Raw genomic sequence first — 12,711 nt, 5'->3', positions numbered from 1 at the left:
GGCTCGCCCCGATACACCCAGTATCGGGGCGACCCTCCGCCTTGCGATCGCACGCACCAGACGCCGCCAGGCCCGCCCTACGGGCGGACGACGCTACTTTCGAAACACGCCCTAGAACCCCCGCGGCAGCCACGGCTCCACCGCCGAGGAGAACGCCAGTGAGGCCTCGTCGACCGCCCCCGCCCGCAACTCCCGTACCCGGCCGGCCCGCGCCAGCGAGACCATCGATGTGCCGCCCAGGTACGCGGCCCCCAACTCCCGCACCGAAAGCGCCAGATCCGCGGGGTCGTCCGTCCGCTTGCACGACGCTCCCCCCTTCGCGTCGGCCGTCAGCCGCCAACGCCCCTCGTTCCAGGGGCAGAACGCGTCCGTCACCTCGAACACCACGTCCACCGGTGCCCGGTACGCCCGCGCCTCCAGCGCCGCACCCAGGTCCACCAGCCGTACGTACAGTCCGTCGCGCACCTTGATGTTGCACCGCCGGACGTCCGAGACGAGATGCAGGAGGGCATCGTCGACCGGCCGGTTCCGTGCCTCGACCGTCGACGTCAGGTCGATCCCGAAGAGGAACCGCCAGAGCGCCGCGTACGCCGCCGGGTCGAGGGCCGACACATCCTCCGCCACGATCCGGCCCCTGGGGACCCCACCGTCCCAGGCCGGCTTGTTACGGAAGGTCGCGTACCCGACCACCCCACCGTCCCGTTCCGCCAGCACGCACTGCAGCGGCGACGCCCCCTGCCGCGCGCCCTCCGGGTCGAGCGTCGCCTGCCGCTCCCAGCCGGGACCGCGCGCAGGTGCGCCCGGCCGCCCTGCCACCAGCTGCCCGTACACGCCCTCGATCGTGGCGAGCGCCTCGTCCGGCTTCGCGTACCGCAGGCGGGTCCCGTCCGTGCCGTCCGGCACCGTCAGCTCTACCCGGTCCGTGTCGATCTCCAGCGACATCTGCTTCGTGGCCGCTCCGTACCCGAACCGGCCGTAGATCGCGGGCTCCGAAGCCGCCAGCACGGCGAGCGGTTCACCCAGGGCCCGCACGTCGTCGAGCTGGCGCCGCATCATCGAGGTCAGCAGCCCGCGCCTGCGGTGCGTGGCCGCGACGCTCACCATCGTCACCCCTGCCGCAGGCACCAGCGCCCCGCCCGGTACGGGCAGCCGGAAGCTGAACGCACCCGCCGTACCGACCACGTCCGAGCCGTCCCAGATACCGATCGACCGCTCGTGCTCGGTCAGCGCGTTCCAGAGTTCGCGTTCCTCCGGAGACTCGGCGACTCCGCCGAAGGCGAGTTCCAGACTGTCGAACCACTCGTTCCAATCGGACGGACGCAGCACCCGCAACTCAGTAGTCATATGCCATGCCTACCAGGGGTACGGCAGACGGGCGACCCGTTTTCGAACGCATTGTCACAGGGGTCCCCCTGCACCGGAGGCGCCCGGGTGGATAAGGTCCGAGCAATGGCCCGTCGCGCAAGAGCAGACTCGTACCCGGCCCGATTGCGGAAATCGGCGCACCGGGCACGCATCGCGCTGCGCAAATCCGGGGTCGACTACTTCCGTGGCGACGGCTCCGACTGGATCGCTCTGGCCGGACTGCTGCTCACCATCCCGGCGATCACCTGCGGGACGCTGCTGAACGCGGTGTGGTGCGCCCCGGCCGCGCTCGTGCTGCCGATCGTCGCGGGCGGCCTGCTGCTGCGGCCGGCCAGTCTGCTGGGGCTGTACGCGACCGCTGCCGCGGCCCTGATCGTGGAGTCCATCGCGCTCGGCCCGTACGGGCGGGGGGCGGCCCACGTCACCCCCGGCACCGTCCTGGTTGTCGCGGCCTGCGGCTTCCTCGGTCTGATCCTCGCCCAGTTCCGGGCCAGGGTCGGAGTCCCCTGGCGACGCGGCGGCACCATGCTCTTCGACCTGCGCGAACGCATCCGGGTGCAGAGCGCCCTGCCACGCCTGCCGCAGGGCTGGCACCGGGAAATGGCGTTGCGCCCCGCGGGTGGCCAGTCGTTCTCCGGCGACTTCGTCGTCGCGGCCCGCACCAACGGCGGCCGCACCCTGGAGGTCGTCCTCACCGATGTGTCCGGCAAGGGCATGGACGCGGGCTCCCGCGCCCTGCTGCTGTCCGGTGCCTTCGGCGGTCTCCTCGGCTCACTGCCGCCGCACGGCTTCCTGGCCGCGGCCAACGGCTATCTGCTCCGCCAGGACTGGGACGAGGGCTTCGCCACCTCGATCCACCTGGTGCTGGACCTCGAATCGGGTGACTACGAGCTCCTCTCCGCGGGCCACCCGCCTGCCGTGCAGCTGCACGCGGGAAGCGGCCACTGGGAGGAGATGGCCGCGGAGGGCCCGCTGCTCGGGGTGTACGACGGGGCGCAGTTCGACGCGGTGAAGGGCTCGCTGGCCCCCGGTGATGTCCTGATGCTGTTCACGGACGGTCTGGTGGAGGCGTCCGACCGGGACATCGCGGATGGTATCGACCGGCTGACCGGCGAGGCGGACCGCTATGTCGTCACCGGCTTCGAGGGTGCGGCCTGGCATCTGATCGAGGCGTGTGCGAAGGATGTCAACGACGACCGGGCGCTGCTGCTCCTGTCCCGCCGCCACTGAACCCGTTTGTCACCGCCCCGAACCGGGCTTCCGTCAAGGGAAGTCGCCTCGCCACCCGAACGTGGGGCACGGCCGCTCTCCGGGTGCGGGACGCGGTGGCCCGCACCCGGAGAGCGGCTGACCCGCTCAGGACCTCGGCAGGACCCGGACCGGCCAGTGGGACCGCCCCGTGGGCCAGTGGTGCGAGGACGGCGAGGACCAGGACATAGCCGGCAATGAACGGGGAGAGCCGTTCGTCCAGCCCCGCGCCCGCGGCCGCGGCCATCGTGGCGAGGATGAGCGCGAACTCGCCGCGGGCCGGCAGCGTGGTGGAGATGTTCGCCGACTTCGGCAGGACTGGAGTGCCCCGGTGGGGTTTGCCCTACCCCCGATCCGCCAGCAGCCGCCATGGTTCCGGCCCACCTGTGATCCGTAGGTTCAAAGGCACGAGCGACACCCGCTCACGAAGGGCTACGGAAGGCGGACATCATGGGACTGCGACGCACCAGGCAGGGCGCGCAGGACGGGCAGCACACGGCGCACACCGACGGGCTGCACCGCTCCTCGGACATGGCCGTCGAACTGCGCGGTGTCCGGCGGCAGTACGGGCGCGGCGCATCCGCCGTCCACGCCCTGCGCGGCATCGACCTCGCCCTGCCGCGCGCCACGTTCACCGCCGTGATGGGCCCCTCCGGCTCCGGTAAGTCGACCTTCCTGCAGTGCGCGGCCGGGCTCGACCGCCCCACCGAGGGTTCCGTACGCCTCGGCGGCACCGAGATCACCGGCATGAGCGAGAACAAGCTCACCGAGCTGCGCCGGACCCGCCTCGGCTTCGTCTTCCAGGCGTTCAACCTGCTCCCGTCGCTGACCGTCGAGCAGAACGTCGTCCTGCCGATGAGGCTCGCCGGTCGGCGCACCGGCTCCGCCCGCAGCCGCCAAGAAGCCGCCGAGATGCTCGGCCGGGTCGGACTCGGCGACAAGGGGAACCGCCGCCCCGGCCAGCTCTCCGGCGGTCAGCAGCAGCGCGTCGCCATCGCCCGCGCCCTGGTCACCCGCCCCGACGTGGTCTTCGCCGACGAACCGACCGGCGCACTGGACACCACGACCGCGGCCGAGATCCTCGCCCTGCTGCGGCACGCGGTGGACAGCCTCGGCGCGACCGTTGTGATGGTCACCCACGACCCCGCGGCCGCCGCCTACGCCGACCGTGTGCTGTTCCTCGCCGACGGTTCGATCGCGGACAGCCTGCCGCGTGCCCGCGCCGAGCAGATCGCCGCCCGGATGACCGCACTGACGGCCCCCGCCCACGTGGGAGCAGCAGCCTGATGTTCACTCCGCACCTCCCGAACGGTCTCGCCCGCGCGGCCGTCCGCTTCAAGCCCTCCTCGTTCGTGGGGACCTTCGTCGCGCTCCTGATGGCAGCGGCGATCGTCTCCGCCTGCGGCATCCTCCTGGAGGCCGGAATCCGTGCCTCCGTACCCGCCGAGCGCTATGCGAAGGCGCCGGTGCTCGTCGCCGCGGACCAGCAGGTGCATCTGAGGACCGGCAGCGGCGATGACGCATCCGACGCGACGACCCCGCTCCCGGACACCGCACGGCTGCCCGAAGCCCTGGTACGGAAGGCCGCCTCGGTTCCGGGCGCGGCGACCGCGATCGGGGACGTCACCTTCCGCGTACACCTGGACCGCACACCCTTGACCGCACACGGCTGGGGATCCGCCGCCCTCACCGGGACGCGGCTGCTCACCGGCGACGCACCGGAAGCCGGCGACGTCGTCGTTCCCACCGGTGCCAAGAGCCGCGTCGGAGACAGCATCGCCCTGGACACCCCGGCAGGCGTACGGGACTTCCGCATCTCGGGCACGACCGACGCCGCGGCAGGTACTGTCTGGTTCACCGATCAGCAGGCCGTCGCCCTTTCCGGACACCCCGGCCGCGTCGACGCCATCGCCGTGCTCGCCGCCCCCGGCACCCCCACCGCCACCCTCGCCGACCAGGTCACCCGGGCCGTCGGCCGCACCGCAGCCGCCCAGGTGCACACCGGCGACGACCGCGGCGCCGTGGAGGACACCGGGCTGGCCGGAGCCAAGGAGCTCCTCACCGGAATCGGCGGCTCCTTCGGCGGGGTCGCCACCATGGTCGCCGTGTTCACCGCAGCCGGTACCGTCGCCCTCTCCGTCGGCCAGCGCAGCCGCGAATTCGCCCTGCTGCGCGCCATCGGCGCCACCCCGCGCCAACTGCGCCGCACCATCGCCACCGAGTCGCTGCTGGTCGCCCCGCTCGCCGGAGCCCTCGGCTGCCTGCCCGGAATCGCCCTGGCCCACTGGTGGTTCGGTCAACTCCGGGCGAAGGGTGCCGTCCCGGACGCCGTCGGCCTGCACATCTCCTGGCTGCCGCTCACCGTCGCCACGGCCACCACCATGGTCACCGCGCTGTGCGCCGGATACGCCGCCGCCCGCCGCCCCTCGAAGACCAAGCCGGGCCTCGCCCTCGCCCAGTCCGCCGTGGAACGCGCCCCGTTCGGCTGGATCCGTACACCGCTCGGCATCGCCGCCCTCATCGGCGGTGCGCTCTTCGCGGGCTTCGCCGCCTCCGCGACCGGCGAGGACGCGGCCAACGCCGCACTCGGCGTCGTCATGCTCTTCATGCTCGCGGTCGGACTGCTCGGCCCGCTGCTCGCCCGCCTCTGCACCGCCGTCCTCGGTGTCCCGCTGCGTACCGCAGGGGCATCCGGTTCGCTGGCCGCCGCCAACTCCCTTACGAACTCCCGTCGGCTGGCCTCCGCGATCACCCCGATCGTGCTCGCCATGGCCTTCGCCTCGACCCTCGTCTTCATGCACACCAGCGAGGAACGCGTGATCGCACACCAGCAGCGCGACGGCATCACCGCCGACCACATCGTCTCCGCCCCGACGGGGCTCGCCTCCGACGCGACCGCCCGCGCCGCCGCCACGCCCGGCGTCTCCACGGCCGTCGGACTGCTCCGCGCCTCCGTCCTGGTCCCCGTGGGCAGCGGCGGCGACCGGTGGCTGCAGAGCGCGTCCGCCCAGGGCGTCATCGGATCGGTGCACGACCTCACCGAGGTCCAGGACCTCGACGTCCGTACGGGATCGCTCACCCGACTGCGCCCCGGCACGGTCGCCATCGACACCACACTCGCCGAATCGGCGCATGTCGCCACGGGCGACCGGCTCGCGCTGCGGCTGCCGGACGGCACCAGAGCATCCCCGCGGATCGTCGCCGTCTACGGCCGCGGCCTCGGTGTGTCGCTCGTCACCCTGCCCGCCGCCGACCTACGGACCCATGTCACCTCGCCGTACGCCTCCGACGTCCTCGTACGGTCCACCCCGGCCGCCGCGCGGAAGCTCACCGCGCTCGGCACCGTCACCGACGCGTCCGGCTACGCCGCCGCACGGAGCCAGGACCGTGAGCTCAACGCCTGGGCCAACACCACCATGGCCGCGGTTCTCGGCGGATTCGCCGCCGTCGCCGCCGTCAACACGCTGGTCATGACCGTCCTCGACCGCCGCCGCGAACTCGGCATGCTCCGCCTCGTCGGTTCCACCCGCCGCCAGGTCATGGACATGATCCGCTGGGAGGCGCTGCTCGTCACAGTGGCCGGAATCGCGATCGGTACGGGCATCGCGCTGGCCACGCTCAATCCGATGATGAAGGGCCTGACCGGCGAAGCCCCGTACATTCCACCGGTGCTGTACGGGTCGTTCGTCGCCGCGATCGTCGGCCTCGGCCTCGCCGCCGTCACGCTACCGGCCCGTGCCGTCCTGCGCCGGACAGCCGCACGTCCGTAGAGTCGGCCCATGCCCGCATCCCGCAGCAATCCGACCCTGGCAGAAGTCGAGGCGATCGCCCGTGCGGCCCACGCGGATCAGAAGGACAAGGCCGGACGCCCGTACGCCGAACACCTCGCCGCCGTCGCGGAGGGGGTTCGGGCCAGGGGCGGCAGCGACGAACAGATCGCGGCGGCCTGGCTGCACGACGCCGTCGAGGACGAGGTGCTGTCCGGGGAGTGGCTGGCCCGCGCGGCCCTGCCGCAACAGGTCAAGGACATGATCCTCGCCGTCACCAAACGGGACGGCGAGGACCTCGCCTCGTACACCCGGCGCATCCTCGCCACCCCGGGCGCCCTGCTGATCAAGGAGTCCGACCTCGCGCACAACGCCGATCCGGACCGCCTCGCGGTACTGGACCCGGCGACGCGTACCCGGCTGACCGCGAAATATGCGCAGGTACGCGCGCTGCTCGGGCTCACCGCCGTCGAACCGCCCGCCGACCGGCCGGATCCGGCCAACACCGCGGGCGACTGAATCCACTCAGAGCCTGGCGGCGTCCTGCCGGAAGGCCCAGTCCATGTCCGGTTCGGTGGCGAAACGCAGCACCCGCCGTACGGGTGGCGTACACATCACCGTCACCGCGGCGGCCGCGGCCAGGGAGACGAGGACCAGGCCGCCCGGCTCGGAGAGCCACGCGTACCGGTCGAACACCCCGGCGAAGCCGACGCCCTTGATCAGGAACCCGTGCAGCAGATAGCCGCAGTCCGGTGGAGCGCCGGCGGACGTGCCGGAAGGGTGGTGCTCCCCTCGCGCGCGGGGGGCGTGAGGTTGGCGAGATCCGGACAGTGTGATGCGTCACCTGGCAGCAACCACGGGGGAGTTGATGGCACGATGGACGTAACGGAGGAGTGCCGGGATGCGCGCCTCCGGGCCGGCAAGGCGGACCGACCAAGGGTGTGATCAGTCGTGGCCATTTCACTGTCTGTGGTGCTGATGTTGGCGATCATCCTGGTGGTCCTGATCCGCAGCGGCTCCATCAAGGCCGGACCCGCGGTCGTCGCGGTGCTCTTCGGCTTCTTCCTGGCATCGACCGGCATGGCGCCGTCGATCAACAGGTTCATGAACTCGATAGCGGAGACGATCAGCAACATCTCCTTCTGACGCACCGTCGGCCGGCCCCGTGGGGTGGGTCACCGGGGGTCGCCGAACGCATCAGGGCCAGGCCGGAGGATCTCCTCCGGCCTGGCCCTGAGTGGCATGGAGCGGGCGACGGGAATCGAACCCGCGTAGCTAGTTTGGAAGACTAGGGCTCTACCATTGAGCTACGCCCGCAAGCACCGCACCGCAGGTCACGAGGACCGCGGCACGAAGAGCATCGTAGCGGGTCGCGGACGGTCTGCGCACACATGGTGGTGGCACGGGGTGCCGCGTTCCGCGCCGCCCCCGAAAAGCGGTCTGTGCACCGCCTCTCGGCATGTACCCTACGTGTCGCACCGACGGGGTGTGGCGCAGCTTGGTAGCGCGTCCGCTTTGGGAGCGGAAGGTCGTCGGTTCGAATCCGGCCACCCCGACCACCAGCAAGATCGCATTGTGGGAGTCATCCCCCGTGCCGTTACTATGCAAAATGCGTGCCCGTGTGTCTGATGTACCGGGCTCGATCCGCGGAGCCGCTGTCCGGTGGCCGAGCAGAACCCCAAGAAGTCAGCCACCAAGGAGACCGAACCGTGAAGAGCGCCGTGGAGACCCTGAACCCGACTCGGGTTCGGCTCAGCATCGAGGTGCCCTTCGAGGAGCTCAAGGACAGCCTCGACGCGGCGTACAAGAAGATCAACCAGCAGGTCACGGTGAAGGGCTTCCGTAAGGGCAAGATCCCCAACCGGGTCATCGACCAGCGGTTCGGCCGCGGTGCTGTGCTGGAGGAGGCCGTCAACGACGCCCTCCCGAAGTTCTACACCGAGGCGGTCAACGAGGGTGAGCTCAACGTCCTGGGCCAGCCTGAGGTCGACATCACCGAGCTGAAGGACGGCGAGCTGCTGGCCTTCACCGCCGAGGTCGACGTGCGCCCCGTGATCGAGATCCCGGACTACTCCGGCATCGAGGTCACCGTGGACGCCCTCGAGGTCACCGACGAAGAGGTCGAGAAGGCCGTGGAGCAGCTCCGCGAGCGCTTCGCCTCCACCAACCCGGTCGAGCGCGCCGCCGCCGAGGGCGACGTCGTCACGATCGACCTGCAGGCCAAGGTCGACGGCGAGGTCTTGGAGGACGGCGTGGCCGAGGGTGTCTCGTACACCATCGGTTCCGGCGAGCTCCTCGACGGCATCGACGCTGCTGTCACGGGCCTGGAGGCGGGTGGCGAGGCCACCTTCACCTCCGAGCTGAAGGGCGGCTCGGCCGAGGGCAAGGAGGCCGAAGTCACCGTCAAGGTCACCGCGGTCGCGGCCCGTGAGCTCCCGGAGCTGGACGACGAGTTCGCCCAGATGGCGAGCGAGTTCGACACGCTCGACGAGCTCAAGGCGGACAGCCGTACGCGCCTGGAGAACACCAAGCAGTACGACCAGGCCACCCAGGCCCAGGAGCGCGTCCTCGAGGAGCTGCTGAAGCTCGCCGAGGTCCCGATCCCCGAGAAGCTGCTCGCGGACGAGGTCCAGACCCGCAAGCACAACCTGGAGCACCACCAGCTCGGCCAGATGGGTCTGACCCTGGAGAAGTACCTGGAGATCCAGGGCAAGACGGTCGAGGAGTTCGACGCCGAGACCTCCGAGCAGGCCATCAAGGGCATCAAGACCCAGTTCATCCTTGACGAGCTCGTCAACAAGGAGAAGCTGAACGTCAACCAGGAGGAGCTCACCGAGCACCTCATGCGGCGCGCCGCTTCCTCCGGCATGAGCCCCGACCAGTTCGCCCAGGCCGTCGTCGAGGGCGGCCAGGTGCCGATGCTCGTCGGCGAGGTCGCCCGCGGCAAGGCGCTGGCTGTGGTCGTCGAGGCCGCCAAGGTCGTCGACACCAACGGTGAGGTCGTCGAGCTGGAGGACGAGGAGGAGCTCGAGGAGGCCATCGAGACGGTCGAGGCCGCCGAGGGCACCACCGAGGCCGCTGCCGAGGAGAAGAACGAGGCCTGAGCCTCGCGCTGAACCCGCGCGACGGGCTCCGGACGCTCAGCGTCCGGAGCCCGTCGTCGTATCGCGGCAGGCTCCCGCGCAGCCGGCCCCGAACTCCCCGCCCGGTGCCGCGGAACCCTTGTGCGCACTGCCCAGCTTGCGCTCCCAGCGAACAGTTGCGGAAGCGGGATGGCGTTGTCCTACCTGCGCGTTAGGGTCCATGAATAGGAAGGGCAGGGGAGTCCCCGCCCGCCCGGTACGAAGACGCTGAGACGGCCGGAGCCGTCAGAGACGAGCAGGTGGATACGTGACGAATCTGATGCCTTACGCCGCCGGAGAGCCGTCCCTCGGTGGTGGCCTCGGCGACCAGGTCTACAGCCGACTGCTCGGCGAGCGCATCATCTTCCTCGGTCAGCAGGTCGACGATGAGATCGCCAACAAGATCACGGCGCAGCTGCTTCTCCTTGCCGCCGAACCCGACAAGGACATCTACCTCTACATCAACAGCCCCGGCGGCTCGGTGACGGCAGGCATGGCGGTCTACGACACCATGCAGTACATCCCGAACGACGTGGTCACCATCGGTATGGGCATGGCGGCCTCGATGGGCCAGTTCCTGCTGACCGGTGGCACTGCGGGCAAGCGCTTCGCGCTCCCGAACACCGACATCCTCATGCACCAGGGTTCGGCCGGCATCGGCGGTACCGCCTCGGACATCAAGATCCAGGCGCAGTACCTGCTCCGTACGAAGCAGCGGATGGCGGAGATCACCGCCCGTCACTCCGGCCAGACCGTGGAGACGATCATCCGCGACGGCGACCGCGACCGCTGGTACACGGCGGAGGAGGCCGTGGAGTACGGGCTGATCGACGAGATCATCTCCGCCGCATCGGGCGTTCCGGGCGGCGGCGGCACCGGGGCCTGAGCCCCTCTGTCCGCCCAGCCCACAGCCCACACCCTCAGAACGCCACCAGGATGGTGAACACCGACATGAGCAACTACCCCGGCCTCCCCGGCGCCTCCGCCAGCGGCCTCTACACCGGCCCGCAGGTGGACAACCGCTACATCGTTCCGCGCTTCGTGGAGCGCACCTCGCAGGGTGTGCGGGAGTACGACCCGTACGCGAAGCTCTTCGAGGAGCGCGTGATCTTCCTCGGCGTGCAGATCGACGACGCGTCCGCCAACGACGTCATGGCGCAGCTGCTGTGCCTGGAGTCGATGGACCCGGACCGTGACATCTCGATCTACATCAACAGCCCCGGCGGCTCGTTCACCGCGCTCACCGCGATCTACGACACGATGCAGTTCGTGAAGCCGGACATCCAGACGGTCTGCATGGGCCAGGCGGCCTCCGCCGCCGCGGTCCTGCTTGCCGCCGGCACGCCCGGCAAGCGCATGGCGCTCCCCAACGCCCGTGTGCTGATCCACCAGCCGTCCTCGCAGACCGGCCGTGAGCAGCTCTCCGACCTGGAGATCGCCGCCAACGAGATTCTGCGGATGCGCACCCAGCTGGAGGAGATGCTGGCCAAGCACTCCACCACGCCGCTGGAGAAGATCCGCGACGACATCGAGCGCGACAAGATCCTGACCGCCGAGGACGCCCTCGCCTACGGTCTCGTCGACCAGATCGTGTCGACCCGCAAGAGCGCGGCCGGAGCGGCCGCCTGACGTCGGCCTTTGCCCCTTGGTGCGGTGGTTTCACACGGTCGCTGCTGTGTGAACCGCGCCAAGGGGGGCCCGAACGGAGGGCCAGGCAAGGTACCGTCGGATAGAGGCACCAGGAGCCGCTGAACCAAGCTGCTCCCAGGCGAAGGGGAAGCACCTCGTGGCACGCATCGGTGATGGCGGCGACCTGCTCAAGTGCTCGTTCTGCGGAAAGAGCCAGAAGCAGGTGAAGAAGCTCATCGCGGGTCCCGGTGTGTACATCTGCGACGAGTGCATCGATCTCTGCAACGAGATCATCGAGGAGGAGCTCGCGGAGACCTCCGAGGTGCGGTGGGAGGAACTCCCCAAGCCGCGCGAGATCTACGAGTTCCTCGAGGGGTACGTCGTCGGTCAGGAGCCCGCGAAGAAGGCCCTCTCGGTCGCTGTGTACAACCACTACAAGCGGGTCCAGGCGGGCGAGAACGGCGGCGCGCAGGGCCGGGACGACGGCATCGAGCTGGCCAAGTCCAACATCCTGCTGCTGGGCCCCACGGGCTCCGGCAAGACGCTCCTCGCGCAGACGCTGGCCCGCATGCTCAACGTCCCGTTCGCCATCGCCGACGCGACGGCGCTGACGGAGGCCGGCTATGTCGGCGAGGACGTCGAGAACATCCTGCTGAAGCTGATCCAGGCCGCGGACTACGACGTCAAGAAGGCCGAGACCGGGATCATCTACATCGACGAGATCGACAAGGTCGCCCGCAAGAGCGAGAACCCGTCGATCACCCGCGATGTCTCCGGCGAGGGCGTCCAGCAGGCGCTGCTGAAGATCCTGGAGGGCACCACCGCCTCCGTACCGCCGCAGGGCGGAAGGAAGCACCCGCACCAGGAGTTCATCCAGATCGACACGACGAACGTGCTGTTCATCGTGGGCGGTGCCTTCGCCGGTCTGGAGCGGATCATCGAATCGCGGGCGGGCGCCAAGGGCATCGGCTTCGGCGCGACGATCCGTTCCAAGCGCGAGATCGAGGCGAGCGACCAGTTCCAGGAGGTCATGCCGGAGGACCTGGTGAAGTTCGGGATGATTCCCGAGTTCATCGGCCGTCTCCCCGTGCTGACTTCGGTTCACAACCTGGACCGCGAGGCGCTGCTGCAGATCCTCGTCGAGCCGCGGAACGCGCTGGTGAAGCAGTATCAGCGCCTCTTCGAACTCGACGGTGTGGAGCTGGACTTCGACCGTCCGGCGCTGGAGGCGATCGCCGACCAGGCGATCCTGCGCGGCACCGGCGCGCGTGGCCTGCGGGCCATCATGGAAGAGGTCCTCCAGTCCGTGATGTACGAGGTGCCGTCCCGCAAGGACGTGGCCCGCGTCGTCATCACGGCGGACGTGGTCCGCAACAACGTCAACCCGACCCTGGTCCCGCGCGAGCCGCGGACGATCGGCAAGGGCGATGACGGACGGCACGAGAAGTCCGCGTAGCGGTTGCGGCAGCAAGACGTACACGAAGGGGCGCCCGGCCAGTCAACTGGGCGGGCGCCCCGTCGGCGGTCGGGAACCTACTCCATGACGCGGATATCCATGCGGAGACACGGCGCTGAAGCGC

At 70.0% G+C, this 12,711-nt stretch carries 10 protein-coding genes, 2 tRNA genes and 2 pseudogenes; 10 read left to right on the top strand and 4 right to left on the bottom strand.

From position 1 onward, the window contains the following. Positions 1–111 precede the first annotated feature (111 nt). The gene (locus tag AB0915_RS35230) at positions 112–1,344 is read right to left on the bottom strand and encodes a GNAT family N-acetyltransferase (protein ID WP_366694947.1); all 1,233 of its coding nucleotides are present in this window, start codon (positions 1,342–1,344) and stop codon (positions 112–114) included. 105 nt (positions 1,345–1,449) lie between these two features. Between AB0915_RS35230 and AB0915_RS35225 the strand changes: the two genes are divergently transcribed. Then, a complete protein-coding gene (locus AB0915_RS35225; RefSeq protein WP_366694946.1) occupies positions 1,450–2,595 on the top strand; it encodes a PP2C family protein-serine/threonine phosphatase in 1,146 nt (381 codons plus the stop codon). A gap of 126 nt (positions 2,596–2,721) precedes the next feature. On the opposite strand, the pseudogene AB0915_RS35220 reads toward AB0915_RS35225, so the two are convergent. Further along, positions 2,722–2,920, bottom strand: a pseudogene (locus tag AB0915_RS35220) (cation/H(+) antiporter); the annotation flags it as partial. Between the two features lie 224 nt (positions 2,921–3,144). Between AB0915_RS35220 and AB0915_RS35215 the strand changes: the two are divergent. The 3 genes from AB0915_RS35215 to AB0915_RS35205 are packed head-to-tail and all read left to right on the top strand — an operon-like array spanning position 3,145 to position 6,899. Then, a complete protein-coding gene (locus tag AB0915_RS35215; protein ID WP_366694948.1) occupies positions 3,145–3,900 on the top strand; it encodes an ABC transporter ATP-binding protein in 756 nt (251 codons plus the stop codon). Then, positions 3,900–6,383 (top strand): FtsX-like permease family protein, encoded by a 2,484-nt coding sequence (locus tag AB0915_RS35210; RefSeq protein ID WP_366694945.1) that lies wholly within the window; start codon positions 3,900–3,902, stop codon positions 6,381–6,383. The genes AB0915_RS35215 and AB0915_RS35210 overlap by 1 nt, the downstream gene beginning before the upstream one ends. Positions 6,384–6,392: 9 nt before the next feature. Beyond that, positions 6,393–6,899 (top strand): HD domain-containing protein, encoded by a 507-nt coding sequence (locus AB0915_RS35205; protein WP_366694944.1) that lies wholly within the window; start codon positions 6,393–6,395, stop codon positions 6,897–6,899. Between the two features lie 6 nt (positions 6,900–6,905). On the opposite strand, the pseudogene AB0915_RS35200 reads toward AB0915_RS35205, so the two are convergent. Further along, positions 6,906–7,127 (bottom strand): annotated as a pseudogene (locus tag AB0915_RS35200) (hypothetical protein); the annotation flags it as partial. A 204-nt stretch (positions 7,128–7,331) separates the two neighbouring features. Here AB0915_RS35200 and AB0915_RS35195 point away from each other — a divergent pair. Then, positions 7,332–7,526: a hypothetical protein gene (locus tag AB0915_RS35195; protein ID WP_037698756.1), complete on the top strand. Its 195-nt coding sequence runs from the start codon at positions 7,332–7,334 to the stop codon at positions 7,524–7,526. A 97-nt stretch (positions 7,527–7,623) separates the two neighbouring features. Here AB0915_RS35195 and AB0915_RS35190 read toward each other — a convergent pair. Next, positions 7,624–7,697, bottom strand: a tRNA-Gly gene (locus AB0915_RS35190). A gap of 165 nt (positions 7,698–7,862) precedes the next feature. On the opposite strand from AB0915_RS35190, the gene AB0915_RS35185 reads away from it, so the two are divergent. The 5 genes from AB0915_RS35185 (at position 7,863) to clpX (ending at position 12,587) form a co-directional block, all read left to right on the top strand. Further along, positions 7,863–7,939, top strand: a tRNA-Pro gene (locus AB0915_RS35185). A gap of 150 nt (positions 7,940–8,089) precedes the next feature. Next, the gene (tig, locus tag AB0915_RS35180; protein ID WP_366694943.1) at positions 8,090–9,484 is read left to right on the top strand and encodes a trigger factor; all 1,395 of its coding nucleotides are present in this window, start codon (positions 8,090–8,092) and stop codon (positions 9,482–9,484) included. 298 nt (positions 9,485–9,782) lie between these two features. Continuing rightward, positions 9,783–10,388 (top strand): ATP-dependent Clp protease proteolytic subunit, encoded by a 606-nt coding sequence (locus AB0915_RS35175; protein ID WP_358859087.1) that lies wholly within the window; start codon positions 9,783–9,785, stop codon positions 10,386–10,388. Between the two features lie 50 nt (positions 10,389–10,438). Next, on the top strand, positions 10,439–11,131 hold the full coding sequence (locus tag AB0915_RS35170) for an ATP-dependent Clp protease proteolytic subunit (protein ID WP_358859026.1): 693 nt from the start codon (positions 10,439–10,441) through the stop codon (positions 11,129–11,131). A 157-nt stretch (positions 11,132–11,288) separates the two neighbouring features. Next, entirely contained in the window at positions 11,289–12,587 is a 1,299-nt protein-coding gene (gene clpX, locus AB0915_RS35165) for an ATP-dependent Clp protease ATP-binding subunit ClpX (RefSeq protein WP_366694942.1), read from the top strand. Positions 12,588–12,711: the final 124 nt, after the last annotated feature.

The sequence above is a fragment of the Streptomyces sp. NPDC048411 genome, assembly GCF_040704695.1.
Classification (GTDB): domain Bacteria; phylum Actinomycetota; class Actinomycetes; order Streptomycetales; family Streptomycetaceae; genus Streptomyces.
Note: the sequence above shows the minus strand (reverse complement) of the source record. Positions and strands in the feature narration are given on the sequence as shown.